Genomic DNA, 21846 nt, shown 5'->3' with positions numbered 1-21846 from the left:
CCCGGAGCAGGGGATACGGCGGCCGCGCGCCCCGGCGCCCGCCGCTACATCGGATGGGACAGCCCCCCCGACGGCGGGATCCCCAGGGAGGCCAGCATCGCCGAGTAGCCCTTCCGGGCCCGCGCGCCGTCGGCCGCGAGCCCCGCGGCGTCGCACGCCCGAATCAGGGCCCGCCACGCGGCGTCGCGGTGCCCGTCGATCTCGAGGCAGCGTTCGGCCGCCTCCACGGCGTCCACGGGCCGGCTCTGGGCGAGACGTATCTCGGCCAGGGCCACGGCCGCGCCCGCCGCTTCCCGGCGCAGCCGTTCCCGGTGGCCGGCCACCCACTCGGCGTGCCCGTCCTCGGGCAGCAGTTCGCCCGCGTAGTGGTCCAGAGCGATGCGGAACGCGTCCGCCGCCTCCTCCGACCGCTTCTGCGCCCGGGCTCGTCGGCCGTCGCGCACCGCACGCTCGAACGCCGCGACGTCGCTCACATCACCGGGCGCCAGCACCAGCCGGTAGGAGTCGCCCTGCCGCGCGATGAGCCGGGAACCGCCCCGGGGACGTTCCGGTTCCAGGAAGGAACGCAGACTGGAGACCGTCACCTGGAGGTTGTGCAGCGTGGAGGGTGTCGTCACCCCGTCCCAGAACGCGAGCAGCAGATGGTCACGGTGGACGGCCTGGCCGGCGTGTACCGCGAGGAGCCGCAGCACCGCCTGTGCCCTGGGGCGCAGCTTCGCCCAGTCGTGCTCGCGCCCGGCCAGGGTGAACTCGAAGCCGCCGAGGCAACGCACCGTCAGGCCCGGCGCCGACCGTGCCGCGAGGACGCGTCCGGACGCGGTGGTGTGCTGCCCGCCGGCTCTGGCCCTGCCCGTTGCGGCTCCGCCGTCCCCGAGCGGGCCGGTCGGGGCCTGCCCGGCAGGGGGCTGTCCGGCGGGGGGCTGTCCGGTGGGGGCCGCGAGCGCGGTGAGCCAGGAACGCAGCCCGGCCACCGGCAGTCGCGCGGACCGGGCCGTCGACCAGGCGGCCTCCTGCAACTCGGCCCGGCTCGCCGCGTCAGGCGCCGCCAGCGCCATCGCCCCCATGGCCAGCGCACGGGCGCCCGTGACACCCGCCGACCGGGCGAACGCCTCCGCCTGGGCGGCGCGCTGCCCGGCGTCCGGCAGATCGTGCGCGACCTCCACCACGGCCAGGGCGGCCCGGCCCCACGCCTCCAGCGTGCCCCAGCCCAGCGCCCGGAACCGTCGTACGACGTCCTCCAACTCGCCGATGCCGGGGCGTCCGGTGCGCACCGAGCGCAGGCACACGGCCGACGCGGCGAGCGCCGCGCCTTCGGCGTCGCCGAGCCGGGTGCACTCCTCCAGCACGACGACCGGCTGGCCGGCGTCCTCGGGGTGCGGCCCCAGGCCCAGCAGGCACCGGGCGGCCCGGCTCAGCCACAGCAGGTCCAGCCGTTCGGCGTCGTACGCGATCCGCTGGAGTTCCGGGTAGGGGACCGGCCTGGCCGGACCCCCGGCCAGCACGGCCAGCGCCACCCGGACCAGTTGCCCGGACAGCGCGACCGGGGCATCGTCCGTCGCCTCCGCCAGGGCCCGGCGCACGGTGGCGCCGGCCGTGCTGTCGCCGGTCAGGGCGGCGGCGATGCCCTGGACGAGGAGGGCGGCGGAGCTGCCGGAACCGTCCTGGGCGACGCGTCCGGCGGAGCGGCCGAGGTAGATGTCCGGGCCGCCCGCGACGACGATGCGCAGCGGGTCGGGCCAGTCGGCGGATCCGAGGCGACGGCGCACCGCCGACGGCGGCGGGTCCTGACGATCTTCATGATCGCCCGCGGCGGCGCAGGCAGCGGCCCGGGCGCGCAGCCGGGTCAGTTCGACGTCGGTCAGTGTGCCGGTGAGCCGCGCGCGCAGACACTCGCGGAGCAGGGGCTCGGCGCCGTACGTCCGTCCGTCCGGGTCGGCGCGCAGGACTCCGTGTTCGTGGGCCAGGGACCACAGCATCTCGGCGCTGTCGGGGCGGCCGGTCAGCGCGCGGCAGGCGTCGGCGGTGAGCCGGCCCAGCAGGCAGGTCTCCGTCAGGAACCGTCCGAGACGGCCGGGGAGTGGGGCGAGCACCTCCCGCTCCAGGTATTCGCGGCCGAACATCCCGTCGGCCAGGATCCGCTCCTGCCCCGTGTCGGTGCGGGCCGCCACGGCTCTGGCGAACAGTCTCAGCGTCGCGGCCCTGCCGCCGGTGGCCCGGACGAGGGGCAGCGCGATCCCGGGGCGCAGCGCCGTGTCGTACAGGTACGGGAACAGGTGCTCGACCTCCCAGGAGCGGAAACGCAGGGTGTCGGCGTTTACCACCGTCGCGCCCGACGCCTCCAGCGCGGCCGCCGACAGCCCCGGGGCGGGGCGCGTCCCGATCAGCACCCGGGGGTGGGGCGGCGCCAGTTGGCCGAGCCGGACCGCGAGCGCCCGCACGGCCGGTGAGAGCAGGTGCATGTCATCGATGACGACGAGTCGCCCGGCGGGGCCGCCGTCCCCGGCATCTCGGCGCCGCGACACCTGCCGGCCCGCGCCGGGCGGCCAGGCGGAGCCCGCCAGCGCGTCTGCCGGATACCCGAGCGTGGTGAGCAACTCCCGCTCGTCGGCGTCGGACCGGGCCTGATACCACGTCACCGGACCCGGATGCGCCTCGGCCGCCTGCGCCAACAGCGCGGTCTTGCCGAAGCCGGGCGGGGCGATCACCAGGCCCAACGAGCCGTGGGCGAGCTGCTCGGTCAGCCGGCCCCGGGACATGGCCTCGGAGACCGGTATCCGGAACGCGGTCCACTGCTGAGCCGGTAAAAGACTCGTCATATGTCTCATCTCCGCTGTTCCCGGATGCTCTGACAGGGATGTCCCGTTTCGACTTTTTCTTCTTTTGTGCTGGTCTTTAGTGCCACAAAGTCCGGCAGGTTATGGGGCGTAGGACTTGCGTGGCCGTGGGGTGTCATTTTCGTGCTTTTCCTCATCCGGAGCGCCCGGAAACGGCCGATGCCAAAGAGAGTGCCGTTTCAGTACGGACGGCGGCGCGGAACTGCCGTGGCGGCCACGGCTGCACCCGGTTCCGCTGGGCGGCGCGCCCCTCAAGGCGCGGGCCGCCGTGATGCTCACGCCCGGGACGGTGATCTCCGGCTTGACCGCGTAGTCGTCCGGTACGAAACTCTTCGCATTCGCGATCCTGCCCGCCAGATCCGGGTGCCCGGCGTCCACGCCCGTGTCCAGGACGGCGACCTTCACGCCCTCGCCGTCGTAGCCCGACTTCCACACCTCGGGCGCGCCGATCTGCGGAACGCTGACGTCGAGGGAGACCTCGAGCCTGGCGGGTCCGGCGCCGGGTCGAGGCGGCCCGCCTGTACCAGCGGAAGCGTGTCCGCGGTGCGACGCTGACCTCGCCGTCCCGTTCGGGGCGGGCCGGGTCGGGTCGTGCCAATGCCTTCTTCGGCCAGGGGAGTCCCGGCCGGGGAGCACTGTCGCCGCCCCCCTCTATCCGCTAACATAGAATAATTAGATAGATAAATACCCAGTAGCGCGAGGAGCGGCCGTGGACTTCGGGCTGACCGACGAGCAGGACCTGTTGCGCGCGACGGCACGGCAGTTCGTCGCCGACGTGTGCCCGGCCGAGAAGGCCAAGCGATGGGACGAGGAGGGCGTCGTACCGCCCGAGCTGTTCCGGGGCATGGCGGATCTGGGGTGGTTCTCCCTGCCGTTCAGCGAGGAGGAGGGCGGCGACGGCGGGGGACCGCTCGAACTCATCCTGATCGCCGAGGAGTTGGGGCGGGCCAGCTTCGACGTCGCCATGTGCTACATCGGGGTGCTCATCCCCGCCATCACGGTGTTCCGCTGGGGCAGCGAGGCGCAGCGCGACTTCATCCGCGAGCAGGTCATGACCGGCCGCCACCGGCTCGCCGTCGGCCTCAGCGAGCCGGACAGCGGGTCCGACGCCGCGGCGCTGCGCACCACCGCAGAGGATCACGGCGGCCACTTCGTCGTCCGCGGTCAGAAGGCATGGTGCACCGGCGGCGGACTGCCCGACACCACCATCGCGACCTATGTGCGCACCGGGCCCCGCGAGCCCAAGCACGGCGGCATCAGCCTCCTGCTCGTCGATCCCGCGACGGACGGCGTCGAGGTCCGGCGGACGCCGACGCTGGCCCGGCACATCCTGGGCACCAACGAAATCTTCTTCCACGAAGCCCTGGTGCCGAAGGAGAACCTCGTCGGTCCGCGGGACGAGGGGTGGAAGGTCATGCTCTCCAACATCGAGCTGGAGAAGGTGATCATCAGCGGCGGATACCTGGGGGCGGCGCAGGCCACCTTGGACGAGATGCTGGAGTACGCCCGCACCCGGCACGCCTTCGGCCGCCCGATCGGGAACTTCCAGGCGCTCGCCCACGCCATGGCCGACCTGCAGACCGAGATCGACTCCGCCCGGCTGCTCGCCCACCGCGCGGCCTGGCTGCTCGCCCAGGGCAAGCCCTGCACCCGCGAGGGCTCGATGGCGAAGCTGAAGGGCTCGGAGACCTACGTCGCCGCCGCCCGGCTCGGGATGCAGGTCCTCGCGGGACACGGCTTCTCCACGGAGAGCGTGATGAGCTTCCGCTACCGGGAGTCGATCGTGGCCACGATCTCCGGGGGGACGAGCCAGATCCAGCGCAACGGCATCGCCCGCAGCATGGGCCTGCGCTCCTACTGAGCCTCGCCGTCCTGTCCGGCCAGCCACTCCTGGTGGCGGGCGAAGTGGCCCCGGTCCCGGGTGACCCAGATCCCGGAGACCCGGGCCAGCACGGCCCGGCCCGGCAGGAGCACCATCTCGCCCGCGATGTACCAGCGCCTGCCCTCCCGCTTCTCCACCCAGGCCCGGACCTCCAACGGGCGTTCCACCGGCACCGGCTTGACGAAGCTCACGCTCAGTTCCGCCGTCACGCTCAACACCCGGTGCAACAGCGGCAGATGGCCGAGGCAGTCGTCCAGCACAGCGGCCGTCCAGCCGCCGTGCGCGACATCGGGACCGCCCTCCTGGTCACGCGGGCAGGACAGCTCGAACCGCGCCGACCCGTCCTCGTCGAGCTGCTCGCGCCGCACTCCCAGCCGACAGGAGGCGGCCGCGCGGCACGCCCCGCACAGGGCCACCCCACCGGGGGTCCGGGGCGGCTCCTGGAAGTCCGCCCCGGCCCAGGGGCCCGTCGGTGGCGTCGTGGACATCATGTGCCTCCTCGTGTCAGACATCGGCAAGCAGCGGGCGCAGCTTCCCGGCGATCAGCTGGACCTGACGGGCCACCATCTCCTCGGGCATCCCGGCGAGCGAGGCCCACAGGAACACCCCCTCCACCGGCAACCCTGCCACGTACGCCTTGACGGCCTCGGCGGTGTCCTGCGGGGTGCCGTACAGGAACTGGCCGACACCGCTCGCGGACAGCCCGGTCCTGCGCCACTTCTCCGGATCGATGGGACGGGGGACCGGCTGGTCGGTCCCCTCCACCAGGTACCGGCGGTAGGTGTCCCACTGGTACCGCAGATGCCTGCGCACCACCGGCCAGTCGCCCTCGGGGTCCTCGGTGACGAACGTCGTGAACGAGCCCTGCATCCGGGCCGCCGACGCGTCGTACCCGCTCTCGACGAGCCCTTCCCGGTACGGCGTCAGCAGCGCCGGGTTCAGCGACAGCAACCCGGTGCCGAGCCGGCCGGCCCGCCGGGCGCCCTGCGGGCCCTGGTAGCCGAGCCAGATCGGCAGCGGGTCCTGGACCGGGCCGGGGGTGACCAGCGATTCGGCCCACAGACCGCGGATCTCCCGCACCCGTTGATCGGTCGTGGTGTAGCGCCTGGCGAGGTCGGCTCCGTACAGGCGGTACTCGGGGACCCGGTAGCCGGTGCCGAGACCGAGGTCGAGGCGGCCGTCGCTGATGATGTCCACGATCGCGGCCTGCTCGGCGATCTCGGGTGCCGCGTGCAGCGGTGCGGGGACGACCGCGGTGCCCAGGCGCACCCGGCGGGTGCGGGCCGCGGCGGCGGCCGCCATGGTGAGCGGCTGGGGGAGGTAGCCGTCCTCGAAGCCGTGGTGTTCGGAGAACCAGACCGAGTCGATGCCCAGCCGGTCCGCCTCCTCGCACATCTCCAGGGCGAAGCCGTACAGGCGCGCCCAACTCTGCCGCCAGGGCGGCGGGTTGCGCAGGTCGAAGTAGATGCCCACCTTCATGTGGGGCCGCCTCTCAGGGTGCCTGCAGTGGTGTCGTGCGCCAGCCGGATCGTCGCGTGCGCGACGGCCACCCCGCCGCCGGGCGGCAGCAGCCGTACCGGGCGCAGTTCCAGGGTTTCGATCTCGGGGAGGTCCTCGACCATCGCCGAGATCCGCAGCACGGTCTCCTCGAGGGCCGCGAACTCCACACCCCGCCGCTCCAGCAGGGGGGTCGCCCGCAGCGAGCGGACCATCTCGCGGGCGTCGCGGTCGCTCAGCGGAGTGACGCGGTGCGCGACGTCCGCCATGAGGTCGGCGTAGTCCCCGGTCAGCCCGAAGGAGACGACCGGGCCGAACACCGGGTCGGCGCTGACGGAGAGGAACGCGTCCGGGCCCGGCCCCCCTCCGGCGTCCCGTACGGCGATCCCGTACGCGGCCAGCAACCCGGCGGCGACCGCCGGGGGAACGGCGCCGGGGCCACAGGCGGCGACCAGTGACCGGGCGCGCTCGGTGTCGACTCCGGCGAGATCCGGTATGACGCCCGCGGGGGTGCTGCGCCAGGCTTGATAGGCCGCCGCGTGCCCGAGCGAGCCGGCCGCCGCTTCGGGGAACGTGTACGTCGGGACGACCAGGTCACCCCGGTGCAGGAGTTCGGCGACGCCCGCGCCGCCCAGGAAACTGGCCACCACCGGTTTCTCGGGCCGGGCCGCGGCCGCGTCCAGGATCGCCGACGCGACCTCGTCGGGCTTGTCGGCCAGCGGCGGCATGAACAGGACGATGGCGGCGTCGATGCCGTCGTCGGCCAGGACCGTGTCCAGCGCCTGCCGGTAGTGGGCGGCGGTGGCCGTGGGGGTGAGGTCGACCGGGTTGGAGACGTCGGCCCGGGGAGCGAGGGCCGACCGGAGCGTCTGCCGGGTGCGCTCACCGAGCGCGGGCACGCACAGACCGCTCGCCGCGCACGCCCCGACCGTCAGCGCCGCGGGCCCGCCCGCGTTGGTGATCACGGCGACCCGGTCGCCGGGCGGGGGCGGCTGATGGGCCAGCAGCAGAGCCACGTCGAACAGCTCCTGGAGACTGCGGGTGCGGATCACGCCCGACTGGGCGAACAGCGAACTCACCGCCGGGTCCGCGAGTCCCGGGTGGACCGCGACGATCGGTTTGCGCGGGGCGATCCGGCGGGCCACCCGGGCGAACCGGCGCGGATTGCCGAAGGTCTCGACATGCAGCAGGATCACCGACGTCCCCGGATCCTCCTCCCACCACTGGAGCAGGTCGTTGGTGGACACGTCCACGGCGTGACCCACCGACACGAAGCCGGAGAAGCCGAGCCGCAGCCGCCGGGCGAAATCGAGCACCGCGAGCCCCAGCGGCCCCGACTGGCTGGACATCGCCACCCGGCCGGGCGTCGGCAGTGCGGGCGAGAACGTCGCGGCCAGCCGCGCCGCCGGGCTCGTGTTGATCACCCCCATGCAGTTGGGCCCCACCATCCGCATCCCGGAAGCCCGGGCGAACCGGGCCAGCTCCAGTTCGCTCGCCCGGCCCTCGGCTCCGGTCTCGCCGAAGCCCGTGGAGACGACGACCACCGCCTTGACGCCGGCCTCGGCACACTCTCGTACGGCATCGGGCACGGCCTCGGCGCGTACGGCCACCAGCGCCAGGTCGGGTGGTTCGGGGAGGTCATGGACGCTCGGGTACGCGGCCACGCCGGCGATCCGCTCGGCCCGCGGGTTGACCGGGAACACGTGGCCGCCGAAGCCGCCCCGCAGCAGGTTGGCCACGATCTCGTGGCCGATGGTCAGCGGGCTGCGGTTCGCCCCGATCACGGCGACCGACCGCGGTTCGAGCAGGGGCCGCAGGGAGCGCCGTACGGCGGTGTGCTCGCGGCGCTCGGCCCGGGCCACGGCGAGGGCCTGCGGGTCGACGGCGATCTCGAAGTGGATGATCTGGCCCGGCGGCCCGGCCTCGATCCGGTAGCCGGAACCCAGGAAGACGTTGATCATCCGGGTGTTGTCGGCGAGGACGTCGGCCTCCAGCACCCGGATGCCGCGCGCACGGGCGGCGGCGGCGATGTGCTCGAGGAGCAGCCTGCCGAACCCCTCGCTCTGGTGGTCGTCCCGGATGGTGAAGGTGACCTCGGCGTGCTCCGGATCCCGCGGGTCGCGGACGTAGCGGACCAGGCCGGCGATCTCGTCGCAGGCCAGGGCGACGAGCGCCAGCTCGTTGAGGTAGTCCACGTGCGCGCCGCGCCGGATGACGTCGTCGCGGGCGCGGACCACCGGGCCGAGGGAGCGGTAGGCGAGGGTGGCCCGGGACAGACCGCCGACGAACGCGACCAGACGGTCGGCGTCCTCGGGCCGGATCGGCCTGACGAACGTCGACCGCCCGGTCCTGACGAGCCCGGGCCGCTCCAGATCCTCGGGGTACGGGGGAGTGGTCACCGCCGGTTCGCCTCGCTGCCGCTCAGACGGCCGCCTCCTGGGGAGTCTGCTCGGGCAGGTCGAAGAGCTCGTTGAAGGTGCCGCGCGTGACGCGCTCGCGCACATCGTCCGGCACGCCGTCGAACAGGTCGTGGAGGGTGGCCTGGGTGTGGCCGTAGGTGCCCTCCAGGTGGGGGTAGTCGTCGCCCCACATGACGTTGCGGTATCCGGTCGACTCGACGATCTCCACCGAGCTCTTGTCGTGCTGGAAGGACGCGTACACCTGCTGCCGGATGATCTCGCTGGGCAGCCGGCTCAGCTTCGGCCGGACGAACATGCCGTGTTGGCGGTACGCCTCGTCCATGCGGTCGCCGATGGCCGGCACCCAGCCCGCGCCGCCCTCCGCGATCAGGATCCTCAGGTCCGGGTGACGGTCGAGGGCACCGCCCGCGACCATGTGGGACACGACGCGCATACCGGGGTAGGTCGTCTCCATGTAGTTGACGACCGCGCCGCCGGGCCCGCGGAAGACGACGTTCTGACCGCCCGTGCCGATGTGGAAGCCGAGCACCATGCCCGCCCGCTCGGCCGCGGTCCACAGCGGCTCCCAGCGGTCGAGGGCGTACTCCTCGCCCTCCCGTGTGGAGCACGGCAGGAAGACCGCCTTGAAGCCCAGCTCAGCCGCCCGCTCCAGCTCGGCGACCGCGTCGCCGACGTCGGCGGTCGACACGCAGGCGGTGGTGATCACGCGCTTGTTCTTGCGGAGGATCTCCTCGTGCGCCCAGTCGTTCCAGGCCCGTACGGTCTCCCGGGCGAGCTCCCGGTCGGTGATCGACACCAGCCAGAACCCCATCGAGGGGAAGGCTAGTTGGGACCACACGCCCTCCTGGTCGAGGTCCTTGAGACGGACGTTCAGGTCCCAGGCGCCCGGCGGGCGCATCGCGTCCATGAAGTCGCCGAGCTGGCGGTCGATGCGCTCCCCGTCGATGTAGAGCATCTCGTACTTCTCGCCGCGCTCGCTGCGCGGGGCGCGAGCGCCGAGCCGTGCGGGGAGCCTCTCGGTCCACACGTCGGCGGGTTCCATCACGTGGGAGTCCCCCGAGTTGACCCAGATCTTCGACATGACGCTCCTTCGGGCCAATGGATGTAATTCAGTTAGCGATTTTAGTTGTATGGCGGACCGAATGGAAGACCGGGACCGAAAGCGTCTAATTGGTTGACTGATTGCGCTGATAGCTGGAAGATCTGGGCACCGAGCCGCGAGGAGGCGCCATGGTGGGTGACAGGGACACCGCTGACAGGTACTTCGAGCCCCAGGTGGAGACCATGCCCCGCGAGCAACTGCGGGCGCGGCAGGAGGAACGGATCCTGGAGCTCGTCGAGTACGCCTACGCCAACTCTGCCTTCTACCGCGAACTCTGGGACGAGCACGGGGCACACCCGCGCGACATCCGGTCCCTGGCGGACTTCCGGGCGCGCGTGCCGTTCGTCACCAAGGACCTGGTGCGCGCCTACCGGGCCCGCACGGGCGACCCCTTCGGCGGGCTGCTCTGTGTGCCGGGCGAGGAGCTGACCTCCGTCTCCTCCAGCTCGGGCACCACCGGCGACCCGGAGTTCTTCGCCGAGATCTGGCAGGACGCCCCGCCCCTGGTGACCGCGCAGGTGCGGGACCTGTGGGAGCTCGGGCTGCGGCCCGGGGACCGGGTGCTGAGCCCGCCCGGCACCTTCCGCAACCTCATGGACCCCGGCTACCAGGCCCTCGGCGCCGTGGTCATCGAGGTCGACACCTGGATGGGCAGGATGCACGAGGTCGTCGAGGCCCTGCGCACCTACCGGCCGGCCTATCTGCAGATGATGTATCCGCAGATGGTGGAGCTGGAGCACCTGGCCGAGAAGACGGACCTGAAGGAGGCCTTCTCCTCCCTCAAGGGCGCCTCCTGCGCCGGGCAGCCCCTCAGCCGCAGGATGCGCGAGCGGATCCGCGACGACTGGGGCATCGACGTCTACGAATACACCAGCGCCGCCGACACCGGAACCGCGTGGGAGTGCCGCGAGCACGACGGCTTCCACCTCTGGGAGGACACCGTCTTCGCGGAGTGCGTGGAGGTCGGGGAGGACGGCTGGCGTGACGTCCCCGAGGGCGACCTCGGTGAGCTGGTCGCCACCGACCTCGACAACCGTGCCGCACCACTGATCCGCTACCGCAGCGAGGACCTCGTCCGGCTGTCCGGCGAGACCTGCGGCTGCGGCCGCACCCACGCCCGGATGTGGGTGGCGGGACGGCGCGGCGACGAGACCCTCGTCCAGGGGCGCTCCGTGGTGCTGCGGGACATCTGGCAGGCGGTGGAGGACCAGCCGGAGACAGTGGCGGGCGTCTTCCAGATCGTCCGCGACCGCCGCGAGGTCGACGAACTGCGCCTACGCGTCGGCTACGACCCCGCACTCACCGGCGACGTCGACGCCCTGGCCGGCCGGCTGGGCGAGGCCGTGCACATGCGGACCGGCGTCACACCGGTCCTCGACATGCGCACCGAGGAGGACCTGTTGAAGACCATCACCAGCGTCGCCAAGTTCCCCCGCGTGGTGAAGCACTGATGACCCGCGCCGACACCCTGGCCCGCGCCGGAGAACTCGACCGTCCCGAACTCGCCTACCTCGTGCGCTTCCCCGCCGCCGACGGTCCGCGGGAGACGGAACTCACCTGGACCGAACTCGCCGGGGACACCGAATGGGTCACCGCCCGGCTGCGGGAGCACGGCCTCGCCGCGGGACAGCGGGCGCTGCTGACCATGTCCGGCTTCGAGGGCTTCTGGGGACACGCCGCGATCGGTGCCCTGCGCGCGCTGAAGGTGACGTACGGCATCGCCGAGGCGATGGGCTGGGACCACCGCCGCACCTCGGTCTTCCACCGCGAACTTCGCCCGCACGCCGTGATCGGCCTGTCCGCCGAGACCCTGGAGGGGCTCTCCGGGTCCGCCGACATCGGCGAGATGTTCCGGCCGACGTCGGTCGTGCTGGCCCGGCCCGCCGCCGTGCCGGCACTGCGCGCGGCGGGCGTGCCCGCCTGCCTGTTCTCGCCCCTGGGACCGGCGCTCGCCCTGGAATGCCCCGAGCGGAGCGGCGCGCACGTCAACCCCGCCGCATGGCGCGTCGGTGAGCACGACGGGGAGTTGTTCGTGGCGGCGGGGGAGCAGCGTACGTCCCTCCTGCCCGAGACCCCGCTCGGCGTCCCCGGCCGCGTCGCCGTCGGCCGGTGCGCCTGCGGCAGCGAGGACCCGCGGGTGCTGTTCTCCGTGGCCGACCGGCCACTGTCATCGAGGAGCTGAGGATGTCCGAAGGAGTGGTCGACGGCCGTGTCGTGGTCGTCACCGGAGCCGGCAACGGCATCGGCCGGGCCCACGCCCTGGCGTTCGCCGCCCACGGCGCGAAGGTCGTGGTCAACGACCTGGGCGGCGGGCGCGACGGCGGGGGCGCCTCGACCGGGCCCGCCCAGGCCGTGGTGGACGAGATCGTCGCGGCGGGCGGCACCGCCGTGGCCAACACGGACGACATCTCCGCCTGGGACGGCGCGAGCCGCCTCGTCCAGCAGGCCGTGGACGCCTACGGCGGCCTGGACGTGCTGGTCAACAACGCCGGCATCCTGCGTGACCGGATGATCGTGTCGATGACCGAGCAGGACTGGGACAGCGTGCTCGCCGTCCACCTCAAGGGCAGCTTCGCGACCCTGCACCATGCCGCCGCGTACTGGCGCGAGCGCGCCAAGGCCGGTCACGCCAACGACGCCCGGGTGATCAACACGACCTCCCCGTCCGGCATCTTCGGCAACCCGGGCCAGTCCAACTACGGCTCCGCCAAGGCCGGCATCGCAAGCCTCACCCTCGTCGCCGCCGCCGAACTCGCCCGCTACGGCGTGACCGTCAACGCCATCGCGCCCACCGCGCTCACCCGGCTCACCGAGGACATCGAGATGATGCGGCAGGCCGCGCAGAGCCAGGACCTCACCCCGGAGGCCATCTCACCGCTCGTGGTGTGGCTGGGTTCGGCGGCGTCTCGGGAGGTCACCGGCCGCGTGTTCGGCGTCGTCGGCAACCGGATCACCGTACTGGAGGGCTGGGTCAACGGCCCGGGCGCGAGCGCCGAGTCCCGATGGACACCGGAGGAACTGTCCTGCGTCGTCCCGAACCTGGTGGCCAAGGCAGCACCGAACGCCGACGCCCTCGGCAACCGGAACGGGGCATGAGATGACGACGACACATGAGCCGACGACGAACCGACGGCCCGTCGCCGAGGGCCTGTTCACCTGGCCGCCCGGCGCCGAGAACCCGCTCCGGCTCATCGGCTCCGAGTGCGCCGACTGCGGCCTGGTGAGCTTCCCGGCCGCCCCCGACTGCGTGCGGTGCGCGAGCACGGAGTCGAGGGAACGCCTGCTCGCGGACCGCGGAACGCTGTGGACGTACACCACCCAGGACTTCCGCCCGCCGTCCCCGCCCTACGACGGGCCCGAGGCCTTCGAGCCCTACGCGGTCGGCTATGTCGAACTTCCCGGCGAGCTGCTGGTCGAGGCCCGCCTCACCGAACCCGACCCGCACAAGCTGCGCATCGGGCAGCCCATGCGGCTGACGCTCGTGCCCTACACCGTGCGGGACGACGGCACCGAGGTCGTCACCTTCGCGTTCACCCCGGCCGATGAGGAGACACCGTGACCGAGGCCGTCATCATCGGCGTGGGACTCCACCCCTTCGGCCGGTTCCCCGGAAAGCCGGCACTGGACATGGGCGCGGACGCGATGCGCCTCGCGCTCGCCGACGCGGGCGTCAACTGGCCGCAGATCCAAGGTGGTTACATCGGCAGCTACGAGGTCGCCAACCCGGACGCCATCGTGGGACGGCTCGGCCTGACCGGAGTGCCGCTGCGCGGAGTGTTCAACGGCTGTGCCACGGCCGGCACGGCCGTCGCCCTGGCCGCCCGCGCCGTCGAGACCGGCGAGCACGACCTGACCGTCGCGATCGGCCTCGACAAGCACCCGCGCGGCGCCTTCGCCGCCGACCCGTCCGTGGCCGGCATCCCCTCCTGGTACGGGCAGACCGGGCTTTTCCTCACCACCCACTTCTTCGGTATGAAGATCAACCGTTATATGCACGACCACGGCATCTCCCACGAGACGCTCGCCCGCGTGGCCTCAAAGAACTTCCGCAACGCGGCCGGAAACGACAAGGCCTGGCGCCGAACTCCCCTGACGCCGGAGGAGGTCCTCGCCTCCCCGGTCCTCAACCACCCGCTGCGACAGTTCATGTACTGCGGCCCGGACGAGGGCGCGGCGGCGATCGTCCTGTGCCGTGCCGACCAGGCCCACAAGTACACCGGAAGGCCGGTGCGGGTCCGTTCCACCGCGCTGCGCAGCCGCAGGCTCGGCGCCTTCGAGGTGCAGAGCCCGTCGTTCCCGGTGGGGGAGCCCGTCCAGAGTCCGACCGTGGACGCCTCCCGCGCGGCGTACGAGCTCGCGGGCATCGGTCCCGAGGATGTCGACGTCGCGCAGCTCCAGGACACCGACGCCGGGTCGGAGATCATCCACATGGCCGAGAACGGCCTCTGCAAGGACGGCGAACAGGAGCGTCTGATCGCCGAGGGCGCCACCGAGATCGGCGGTCGGCTCCCGGTCAACACCGACGGCGGCCTGCTCGGCAACGGCGAACCCATCGGCGCGTCCGGACTGCGCCAGATCCACGAGATCGTCCTCCAACTGCGCGGCACGGCCGGGACCCGGCAGATCCCCGGCACCCCCCGCGTCGGCTACACCCACCTGTACGGCGCGCCGGGCGCGTCGGCGGTGACGATCCTGTCGACCTGACCTCACAGGGGACCCCGTAATGGCCTTGCCACACGAAACGCACGACATGCAGGACTTCGCCGCCGAGGTGCGCCGCTTCCTCGACGCCCATGCGACGAAGGCCCCCGACCGTGCCGCCGTCACCTGGGGTGAGGGCGACGACTCGATGGCGTACTTCAGCAGCCTCCCGCCCGAGGCGGAGGCGGAGCAGGTGCGACGGGCCCGCGCGTGGCAGCGAATCCGCCACGAGAACGGCTTCGGGTGGATCACCGGCCCGCCCGAGTACGGCGGCCGGGGCCTGACCCCGGTCCACGATCTGCTCTACGACGCCGTCGAGTCCGAGTACGACGTCCCCGACACCGGCGTGCTCGCGGTCGTCGGCCTAGGCATGATCGGGCCGACGATCCTCGCCCACGCCCAGCCCCACATCAGGGAACGCTGGCTGCCCGCGATGTACCGCGGGGACGCCGTCGCCTGCCAGCTGTTCAGCGAGCCCGGCGCCGGATCCGACCTGGCGAGCGTGGCGACCCGGGCCGTCCGTGCGGGCGACGACTGGGTGCTGAACGGGCAGAAGGTGTGGACGTCGGTCGCCCAGCACAGCGAGATCGGTCTCGCGCTGACCCGCACGAACCCCGACGCGCCCAAGCACCGCGGCATCACGGCCTTCCTGGTCCCCCTTGACGCCCCCGGCGTCGAGGTGCGGCCACTGCGTCAGATGACCGGCGGCGCCGACTTCAACGAGGTCTTCCTCACCGACGTCCGCATCCCCGACGACCACCGCCTCGGCGAGGTCGACGGCGGCTGGACGGTCGCCCTGACCACCCTGATGAACGAGCGCGACACGGTCGGCTCCGAGGGCGCGGGCCCGGTGGCCGCCGCCCTGTCCCCCGACCACCTCTCGGCGCTCATGCGCGCCACCTGGACCTGGGACGACCGCGCCTTGCGCGCACGCCTCGCCGAACTCCTGGTGGACGCCATGGCCACCGGCTATCTCAACGACCGTGCCCGGCGCACCCTGCAAGCCGGCATCGCCCCCGGCCCCGAAAGGTCCGTCGCCAAGCTGATGTACGCCCAGAACCTCACCCGCGCCGCTCACTTCGTCTCCGAGTGCCTCGGCCCTCGCATCATCGCCGACACCGGCCGGTGGGGCACCTACGCCTGGTCCGAACTCCTCCTGGCCACACCGGCGTTGCGCATCCTCGGCGGCACCGAGGAGATCATGAAGAACATCCTCGCGGAACGGGTCCTGGGCCTGCCGAAGGAGGCACGCGCATGAGCGCCGACGAAGCCGAACTGAGGGAACTTCGCGCAGCAGTAAGGGACTTCATGGAAGCGAAGTCGCCCGAGGAGGCCGTACGCAAGCTCATGGAGAGCGAGCCGCGCTTCGACGCCGCGGTGTGGGCCCAGGCAGCCCACCAACTGCGCCTGCCGGGCCTGACGATCCCGGAGGAGTACGGCGGTGACGGCTTCGGCCTCGTCGAACTCGGCGTCGTCATGGAGGAGATGGGCCGTGCCCTGCTGTGCGCGCCATTCTTCGCCACCGTCGTCCTCGCGGCCCAGGCCCTGCTGGCCTCGGGCGACGGCGAGGCCTGCGCGCGCCATCTGCCCGGCATCGCGGACGGGCGCACCACGGCCACTCTCGCCGTCGCCGAGGACGACGGCACCTGGGACCCCGCGCTGATCACCGTGCGCGCCCTGCCGGGCGGGGACGGCGGCTGGAAGCTGAGCGGCCGCAAGTGCTTCGTCGTCGACGGCACGACCGCGGATCTGGTCCTGGTCGTCGCCCGCACCGTCGCCGGTCCGTCGTTGTTCGCCGTCGACCGGTCGGCGACGGGACTGTCGGCCGAACCGCTTCGGACCCTGGACGCCACGCGGGCCATGGCCCGGCTGACGTTCGACACCGTGCCCGCGACCCTCGTCGGCACGGACGGGGCCGGTGGACGCATCATGGCCCGCGTCCTGGACGTGGCCTCGGTCGCCCTGGCCGCCGAACAGTCGGGCGGGGCACGCCGGTGTCTGGAGATGAGCGCGGAGTACGCCCGCACCCGACACCAGTTCGGCCGGCCGATCGGCTCCTTCCAGGCCGTCAAGCACAAGTGCGCCGACCTGCTCGTCCAGGTGGAGCTGGCCGAGGCGTCCTCCCGTGAGGCGGCGCGGCTGGCCGCCGAGGACGCGCCGGACTTCCCGGTCGCCGCGGTCGTGGCACACGCGTGCTGCTCACGGGCGTACATGGTCGCGGCGATGGAGAACATCCAGGTCCACGGCGGCATCGGCTTCACCTGGGAGCATCCGGCCCACCTGTACTTCCGCAGGGCCAAGTCGTCCCAGCTGCTGTTCGGAGGCCCGGCGGTCTACCACGAGCGGCTGCTGGACCGGCTCGGGATCTGACCGTGCTCGGCGTGCTCGCGTACGGCGATCCGGGTGCCTCCAGTTCCAGGCGCGTCCGCGGCTCGCAGATGCGGACGACGCAGGTGTCGTCGAGGGTGAGGCGGCCCATGCCGACGCGGACCCGCAGACGGGCGCCCACCTGCGGCCAGTGCGGGTCGGCGGCGAGGACCCGCTGCGTTCCGGTCACCCACTCCCCGTAGCGAGGACCGTCGGCCGGCAGGCTCCAGACTTCGGACGGCGAGCTCAGGATCAGACGGCGGTTTCGGGCCACGCCGGCCATGCTCCTTCCGGACGGCCACGGTGTCTGGCACGGAACGCCTCTTCAGGTCCTCGGCGTGCTCTTCGACACCAGCCACGCGGTGCTGTCCAGCACCCGTCGGCTCGTCCGATCAGGTGAGGGCGGCGACCGAGGTCGCCGCCCTTCTTCAGCCGCGGGCCGCCTCGCCCAGCAGCGCCTTGGCGATGATGACCTGCTGGATCTGGCTGGTGCCCTCGTAGATGCGGAACAGCCGGGCGTCACGGTAGAAGCGCTCGACGGCGACCCCGCGCATATAGCCCGCGCCGCCGTGGATCTGCACCGCGCGGTCCGCGACCCGCCATACCATCTCGCTGGCGAAGTACTTCGCGCAGGACGGGCCGATCTTGGTGTCCGTCCCGGCGTCGAACGCGCGGGCGGCCTCCAGGACGGTGGCGCGGCCGGCGTAGTAGTCGGTCATCGAGTCGGCGATCAGACCCTGGACGAGCTGGAAGGAGCCGATGAGCCGGCCGGACTGGCGGCGGGTGCGGGCGTAGTCCACCGACTCGTCGACGAGGCGTTCGGCCATGCCCACGCACAGGGACGAGATATGCACCCGGCCGTGCGCGATACAGCCCATCGCCGTGGCGAACCCGCGGTTCAGGCCCTCCTCGCCGCCGACGAGGGCGGAGGCCGGCACGCGTACGTCGTCGAAGTACACGTCCGCCGTCCAGGCGCCGAACTGGCCCATCTTGTGGTCCCTGGGCGCCACGGTCAGGCCCGGGGTGCCGGCCTGGACCAGGAAGGTCGAGATGCCGCGGGTGCGCGGGGCGTCGGGGTCGGTGCGGGCGAACACCATGAAGACGTCGGCGAGCGGCGCGTTGGTGATGTACCGCTTCGCTCCGTTGATCACCCACTCCTCGCCCTCCAGGTGGGCGCGGGTGGTGAGCGTCGAGGGGTCCGATCCCGCGTCCGGCTCGGTCAGCGCGAAGGACGCCAGCACCTCACCGGACGCGATCCGCGGCAGCCAGTGGGCCTTCTGCTCCTCGGTGCCGCCGACCATCAGGACGTGTCCGGCGATGCCGTTGTTCGTACCGAACATCGAGCGCAGGGACGGGGTCGTGTAGCCCAGCTCGAACATGACCCGGGCCTCTTCGTACATCGACAGCCCGAGCCCGCCGTACTCCTCGGGCAGTGCGAAGCCGAAGAGCCCCATCTTCTTCGCCGCCTCGCGAATGTCCGCCGGCATCTCGTCCTTCTCGTCGATCTCCGCCTCCAGCGGCACGACGCGTTCCCGGACGAAGCGCCGAACCTCGGACAGCACCGTTGCGAAGTCCTCCGCGTCCATGTCGCCTCCTGTGTCGTTCACTGATCTGTCGTGTCCGGCTTCTCGTCGGGCCGGTAGCAGGCCGCGAGCAACGCCGCCGCGCTCGCCGCACCCACCCCGGCGGCCAGCACCGCGGGCCCGGCGCCGGAAGGCCGGCGGTTCAGCAGCCCGTCGAGGGAGTACCGGCCGTTGCCCAGCGCGGCCAGGGCCACGGCGGCCCCGCCCACCACACCGGCGTACTCCCAGCCGCCCTTGAAGACGAAGAAGCCCTTGCCGCGGTGGTCGGTGCGGGCGGCCACGGCCATGAGTCCGACGGTCGCCGCCGCCGGCAGCGGGTTGGCGACGCCCAGCGCGATGCCCACGCCCGCGGCCATCTCCGTGCCCGCCGCCATCCGGGCGTGCACCTCGGCGGGCTTCAGCCCGAGCGCCTCGAACCAGCCCGTCGTGCCCCCCAGCCCACCCGGCCCGGCGACCTTGTTCCAGCCGTGCACGAACAGCATCGGGCCGAGCGTGGCACGCAGTACGAGGGCCGCGACGTCGTGTCCCGGGCCCTTCACTGGCCCGCTCCGGTGGCCCGGCCCGCCGGGGCGACGCCGTACAACCGCGGTACGGCGTCGACGAGTTCGTCGTAGGTGAGGGCCTTGCCGGACTCGCTGGGGTGGACGCCGGTGACGGTCCAGCCCTGGAGCCGGTTCAGCCGGTTGCCCTCGATGCGCAGGACCTGGCCGGTCAGCCAGGCCGCGCTGTCGGAGGCCAGGTAGACGACGACACCGGAGGCGTTGGCGGGGTCGCGCGGGTCGAAGTCGTCGACGGCCTGGAGGGAGGTGCCGACGTCCAGGCCGTCCGTCATCCGGGTGGCCGCGATCGGCGAGACGGCGTTCGCGGTGACACCGTACTTGCGCATTTCCAGCGCGGTGAGGACGGTGAGCCCGGCGATCCCGGCCTTCGCGGCACCGTAGTTGGACTGGCCCTGGTTGCCGAACAGGCCCGTCCCGGACGTCGTGTTGATGACACGGCCGGCGACGCGCTCACCCCGCTTCGACGCCTCACGCCAGTACGCGCAGGCGTGCCGGGTGAGGGCGAAGGTGCCCTTCAGATGCACCGCGATCACCGCGTCGAACTCGGCCTCGGTCATCGAGAACAGCATGCGGTCGCGCACGATGCCCGCGTTGTTGACGATGACGTCCAGTCGGCCGAAGTCCGCGACCGTGTCCGCCACCATCGTCTCCGTGGCCGCCCAGTCGGTGACCGACGCGTGGTTGGCGATCGCCCGGCCGCCCAGCTTGGTGATCTCCGCGACCACGTCGTCGGCGGGGGAGTCCCCGGTCTGCTCGCCGTGCACGCCCGCGCCGAGGTCGTTCACCACCACGGTCGCGCCGGCCTCGGCGAGCGCCAGACAGTGCGCCCGGCCCAGCCCTCTGCCGCCACCGGTCACAATGGCGACCTTGTCGTCCAGGATGCCCACGCGTTACCTCCAAAGCAGCGGATGATGCAGGTCAGTCGAGTTCGCGCAGTACGTCGTCGGTGTGCTCGCCCAGCGTCGGCGCGCCGGCCCGGGGCTTTTCGTCGACTCCCCAGAAGCTCACCGGAGTCGCCACCGTCCTGAGCGGCGGCGCGTCGCCCATGCCGGGCTGCTCGACGAACGCCCCGACGGCCTGCGCCTGAGGGTCGGCGGCCACCTCCGCCAGGGTCTGCACGGGCGCCCACCACACGCCTTCGGCGTCGAACCGCGCCGCCCACTCCGCCAGCGGCCGCCGCGCGAACTCCCCGTCGAACTCGGCGATCAGTTCCCGTACATGGCCCCGCCGGGCCTTGCCCGTCGCGAACCGCTCGTCCGTCTCCAGGTCCGGGCGGCCGAGCGCCTTGACGACGCCGGGCCAGTGCCGGTTGCCCTCCAGGCCGACGAGCCAGAACCAGCGGTCGTCGGCGGCCCGGTAGCAGTTGTAGAGCGGGGACTCGTGCTCGGTGCGGTGGCGGGTACGGCCGCGCTTGCCGAAGAAGTTCTGCAGGGCGAGGTCGTTGCCGTTGGCGTAGGTCCCGGACCGCAGCAGCGACACGTCCACCACGCCGCCCTCGCCGGTGAGTGCGCGGCGCAGCAGCGCGGCCAGCACGCCCGCCACCAGGTTGGCGGCGGCCGTGCGGTCGCCGAGTCCCGGCCGGATGCCGGGCGGTGGCTCACCGGCCGGGTTGAGCATGGCGGCGATGCCGGGCCGGGCCCAGAACGCGGAGACGTCGTAGCCGGCCCGGTCGCGCTCGGCGCCCGTCCAGCCGTAGCCCGTCAGCGTGCCGACGACCAGGCGGGGATGGCGGTCCCGCAGCTCGTCCGGGGCCAGCCCGAGCCGCTCCAACGCGCCGGGGCGCAGGTTGGTGACGAACACGTCGGCGCGTTCCAGCAGCCGCTCCAGTGCGTCCTTGCCCTCCTTCGACCTCAGGTCGAGGACGATCCCGCGCTTGCCCCGGTTGTCGGTCTCGAACGGGGGCGCGCTGTCGATGTCCTGGCCGACGTGCCGGAGCGTGTACCGGTTCGGGTCGCCGGTCGGCGCCTCCACCTTCACCACGTCCGCACCCCAGTCCGCGAGCATGGTGGCCGCGGCCGGTGCCGCCACCCACATGCCCAACTCGACGACAGAAATGCCTTCCAGCGGCCGCACGGCCCACCTCCGGTTGAAAAGTGACGCGGATGCTGATGTGCGCGGCCTACCTGCCGCGGAACTCTCCCGGCCGGCGCTCACGGAAGGCCTTGAGACCTTCCTTGCGGTCCTCGGTGGTGAACAGCACCGACACGGTCTCGCGCTCGTACGCGATCGCCGCCTCCAGGTCCATGCCGCGCCCGTAGTCGATCAGCCGCTTGCCCGCCGCGAGCGCGAGCGGCGCCCCGGCCGTCAGAGCGCCGGCCAGCTTCTCGGCGGCGGCGAGCACACCGCCGGGCTCGGCCAGTTCGTTGACGAGACCGAGCTGCCAGGCGCGCTCCGCGTCGATCGGTTCGCCGGTGAGGATCATCTGCTTGGCGATCGCCGGCGGCAGCAGACGCGGGAGCCGCTGGGTGCCGCCCGCGCCCGGCAGGACGCCCAGCTTCATCTCGGGCAGCCCGAGCCGCGCGCCGCGCTCCACCACCCGCAGGTCGCAGGCGAGCGCCAGCTCCAGACCGCCGCCGAAGGCGAACCCGTGGACGGCGGCGACCGAGGGCTTGGGAAAGTCCTCCAGGAGCGCGTACGCGTCGGTCAGGCCTCCCACGAACGCACGGAACTGTCCGGGCGTCGTGAACGACTCGATCTCACCGAGGTCGGCGCCGGCGCAGAAGGCCCGGCCCGCGCCGGTCAGCACCAGGGCGCGGACCTCGTCGTCGTCGCGGACGTCGTTCAGCGCCCGGGTCAGTCGCCGTACGGTGTCGGAGCCGACGGCGTTGAGCCGCTCGGGCCGGTCCAGGGTCAACACGGCGAGTCCGTCGCGGAGTTCGACGCGCAGCACGGTGCTCACC

At 72.5% G+C, this 21846-nt stretch carries 19 protein-coding genes; 8 read left to right on the top strand and 11 right to left on the bottom strand.

Annotated features, from left to right (window positions below; genetic code table 11):
* Positions 1 to 44: 44 nt before the first annotated feature.
* Together B5557_RS05530 and B5557_RS46125 are read right to left on the bottom strand one after the other, a co-directional pair.
* The gene (locus B5557_RS05530) at positions 45 to 2816 is read right to left on the bottom strand and encodes a BTAD domain-containing putative transcriptional regulator (protein ID WP_143688142.1); all 2772 of its coding nucleotides are present in this window, start codon (positions 2814 to 2816) and stop codon (positions 45 to 47) included.
* A gap of 99 nt (positions 2817 to 2915) precedes the next feature.
* On the bottom strand, positions 2916 to 3212 hold the full coding sequence (locus B5557_RS46125) for a hypothetical protein (protein WP_443031384.1): 297 nt from the start codon (positions 3210 to 3212) through the stop codon (positions 2916 to 2918).
* Between the two features lie 331 nt (positions 3213 to 3543).
* On the opposite strand from B5557_RS46125, the gene B5557_RS05520 reads away from it, so the two are divergent.
* Complete coding sequence (locus B5557_RS05520) at positions 3544 to 4695, top strand: acyl-CoA dehydrogenase family protein (protein ID WP_079658058.1); 1152 nt, start codon at positions 3544 to 3546, stop codon at positions 4693 to 4695.
* On the opposite strand, the gene B5557_RS05515 is transcribed toward B5557_RS05520, so the two are convergent.
* The 4 genes from B5557_RS05515 to B5557_RS05500 are packed head-to-tail and all read right to left on the bottom strand — an operon-like array spanning position 4689 to position 9714.
* Positions 4689 to 5207: a PaaI family thioesterase gene (locus B5557_RS05515; RefSeq protein ID WP_231976265.1), complete on the bottom strand. Its 519-nt coding sequence runs from the start codon at positions 5205 to 5207 to the stop codon at positions 4689 to 4691. The genes B5557_RS05520 and B5557_RS05515 overlap by 7 nt on opposite strands.
* Positions 5208 to 5220: 13 nt before the next feature.
* Positions 5221 to 6195: an LLM class flavin-dependent oxidoreductase gene (locus B5557_RS05510; RefSeq protein ID WP_079658057.1), complete on the bottom strand. Its 975-nt coding sequence runs from the start codon at positions 6193 to 6195 to the stop codon at positions 5221 to 5223.
* On the bottom strand, positions 6192 to 8612 hold the full coding sequence (locus B5557_RS05505) for a bifunctional acetate--CoA ligase family protein/GNAT family N-acetyltransferase (protein ID WP_079658056.1): 2421 nt from the start codon (positions 8610 to 8612) through the stop codon (positions 6192 to 6194). The genes B5557_RS05510 and B5557_RS05505 overlap by 4 nt, the downstream gene beginning before the upstream one ends.
* Before the next feature lie 22 nt (positions 8613 to 8634).
* Positions 8635 to 9714: an amidohydrolase family protein gene (locus B5557_RS05500; RefSeq protein WP_079658055.1), complete on the bottom strand. Its 1080-nt coding sequence runs from the start codon at positions 9712 to 9714 to the stop codon at positions 8635 to 8637.
* 149 nt (positions 9715 to 9863) lie between these two features.
* On the opposite strand from B5557_RS05500, the gene B5557_RS05495 reads away from it, so the two are divergent.
* Genes B5557_RS05495 through B5557_RS05465 form a run of 7 tightly spaced genes read left to right on the top strand, consistent with a single transcriptional unit; the run spans position 9864 to position 16806 of the window.
* On the top strand, positions 9864 to 11186 hold the full coding sequence (locus B5557_RS05495) for a phenylacetate--CoA ligase family protein (RefSeq protein WP_079658054.1): 1323 nt from the start codon (positions 9864 to 9866) through the stop codon (positions 11184 to 11186).
* Positions 11186 to 11917, top strand: coding sequence for a hypothetical protein (locus tag B5557_RS05490; protein WP_079658053.1), 732 nt, complete (start codon positions 11186 to 11188; stop codon positions 11915 to 11917). The genes B5557_RS05495 and B5557_RS05490 overlap by 1 nt, the downstream gene beginning before the upstream one ends.
* A 2-nt stretch (positions 11918 to 11919) precedes the next feature.
* On the top strand, positions 11920 to 12831 hold the full coding sequence (locus tag B5557_RS05485; RefSeq protein WP_079658052.1) for an SDR family oxidoreductase: 912 nt from the start codon (positions 11920 to 11922) through the stop codon (positions 12829 to 12831).
* Between the two features lies 1 nt (position 12832).
* On the top strand, positions 12833 to 13294 hold the full coding sequence (locus tag B5557_RS05480) for a Zn-ribbon domain-containing OB-fold protein (protein ID WP_079658051.1): 462 nt from the start codon (positions 12833 to 12835) through the stop codon (positions 13292 to 13294).
* A complete protein-coding gene (locus B5557_RS05475; RefSeq protein WP_079658050.1) occupies positions 13291 to 14439 on the top strand; it encodes a thiolase family protein in 1149 nt (382 codons plus the stop codon). The genes B5557_RS05480 and B5557_RS05475 overlap by 4 nt, the downstream gene beginning before the upstream one ends.
* A 19-nt stretch (positions 14440 to 14458) precedes the next feature.
* Positions 14459 to 15694 carry an acyl-CoA dehydrogenase family protein gene (locus B5557_RS05470; protein ID WP_079658049.1) on the top strand — a complete coding sequence of 412 codons (1236 nt, stop codon included), beginning with the start codon at positions 14459 to 14461 and terminating at the stop codon, positions 15692 to 15694.
* The gene (locus B5557_RS05465) at positions 15691 to 16806 is read left to right on the top strand and encodes an acyl-CoA dehydrogenase family protein (protein WP_079658048.1); all 1116 of its coding nucleotides are present in this window, start codon (positions 15691 to 15693) and stop codon (positions 16804 to 16806) included. The genes B5557_RS05470 and B5557_RS05465 overlap by 4 nt, the downstream gene beginning before the upstream one ends.
* A gap of 425 nt (positions 16807 to 17231) precedes the next feature.
* Here the strand turns inward: B5557_RS05465 and B5557_RS05455 are convergent, their stop codons facing one another.
* From B5557_RS05455 to B5557_RS05435, 5 genes are read right to left on the bottom strand one after another with little or no spacing between them, the layout of a single operon-like run.
* The gene (locus B5557_RS05455; protein WP_079658047.1) at positions 17232 to 18389 is read right to left on the bottom strand and encodes an acyl-CoA dehydrogenase family protein; all 1158 of its coding nucleotides are present in this window, start codon (positions 18387 to 18389) and stop codon (positions 17232 to 17234) included.
* Positions 18390 to 18406: 17 nt separating this feature from the next.
* On the bottom strand, positions 18407 to 18925 hold the full coding sequence (locus B5557_RS05450; protein ID WP_079658046.1) for a DoxX family protein: 519 nt from the start codon (positions 18923 to 18925) through the stop codon (positions 18407 to 18409).
* The gene (locus tag B5557_RS05445) at positions 18922 to 19833 is read right to left on the bottom strand and encodes an SDR family NAD(P)-dependent oxidoreductase (protein WP_079658045.1); all 912 of its coding nucleotides are present in this window, start codon (positions 19831 to 19833) and stop codon (positions 18922 to 18924) included. Before B5557_RS05445 ends, B5557_RS05450 begins: the two co-directional genes overlap by 4 nt.
* Before the next feature lie 31 nt (positions 19834 to 19864).
* Complete coding sequence (locus tag B5557_RS05440; RefSeq protein WP_079658044.1) at positions 19865 to 21019, bottom strand: CaiB/BaiF CoA transferase family protein; 1155 nt, start codon at positions 21017 to 21019, stop codon at positions 19865 to 19867.
* Between the two features lie 46 nt (positions 21020 to 21065).
* Positions 21066 to 21845, bottom strand: coding sequence for an enoyl-CoA hydratase/isomerase family protein (locus B5557_RS05435; protein WP_079658043.1), 780 nt, complete (start codon positions 21843 to 21845; stop codon positions 21066 to 21068).
* Between the last annotated feature and the right edge of the window lies 1 nt (position 21846).

The organism is Streptomyces sp. 3214.6 (assembly GCF_900129855.1).
In the GTDB taxonomy this organism is placed as follows: domain Bacteria; phylum Actinomycetota; class Actinomycetes; order Streptomycetales; family Streptomycetaceae; genus Streptomyces; species Streptomyces soliscabiei.
The sequence above is the reverse complement of the archived record's forward strand: the minus strand, read 5'-3'. Positions and strand labels throughout refer to the sequence as shown.

Coding starts and splice junctions, on each gene's coding strand:
- B5557_RS05530 (WP_143688142.1), bottom strand. CDS start 2,816: ATGACGAGTCTTTTACCGGCTCAGCAGTGGACCGCGTTCCGGATACCG.
- B5557_RS05515 (WP_231976265.1), bottom strand. CDS start 5,207: ATGATGTCCACGACGCCACCGACGGGCCCCTGGGCCGGGGCGGACTTC.
- B5557_RS05510 (WP_079658057.1), bottom strand. CDS start 6,195: ATGAAGGTGGGCATCTACTTCGACCTGCGCAACCCGCCGCCCTGGCGG.
- B5557_RS05500 (WP_079658055.1), bottom strand. CDS start 9,714: ATGTCGAAGATCTGGGTCAACTCGGGGGACTCCCACGTGATGGAACCC.
- B5557_RS05495 (WP_079658054.1), top strand. CDS start 9,864: ATGGTGGGTGACAGGGACACCGCTGACAGGTACTTCGAGCCCCAGGTG.
- B5557_RS05490 (WP_079658053.1), top strand. CDS start 11,186: ATGACCCGCGCCGACACCCTGGCCCGCGCCGGAGAACTCGACCGTCCC.
- B5557_RS05485 (WP_079658052.1), top strand. CDS start 11,920: ATGTCCGAAGGAGTGGTCGACGGCCGTGTCGTGGTCGTCACCGGAGCC.
- B5557_RS05480 (WP_079658051.1), top strand. CDS start 12,833: ATGACGACGACACATGAGCCGACGACGAACCGACGGCCCGTCGCCGAG.
- B5557_RS05470 (WP_079658049.1), top strand. CDS start 14,459: ATGGCCTTGCCACACGAAACGCACGACATGCAGGACTTCGCCGCCGAG.
- B5557_RS05465 (WP_079658048.1), top strand. CDS start 15,691: ATGAGCGCCGACGAAGCCGAACTGAGGGAACTTCGCGCAGCAGTAAGG.
- B5557_RS05455 (WP_079658047.1), bottom strand. CDS start 18,389: ATGGACGCGGAGGACTTCGCAACGGTGCTGTCCGAGGTTCGGCGCTTC.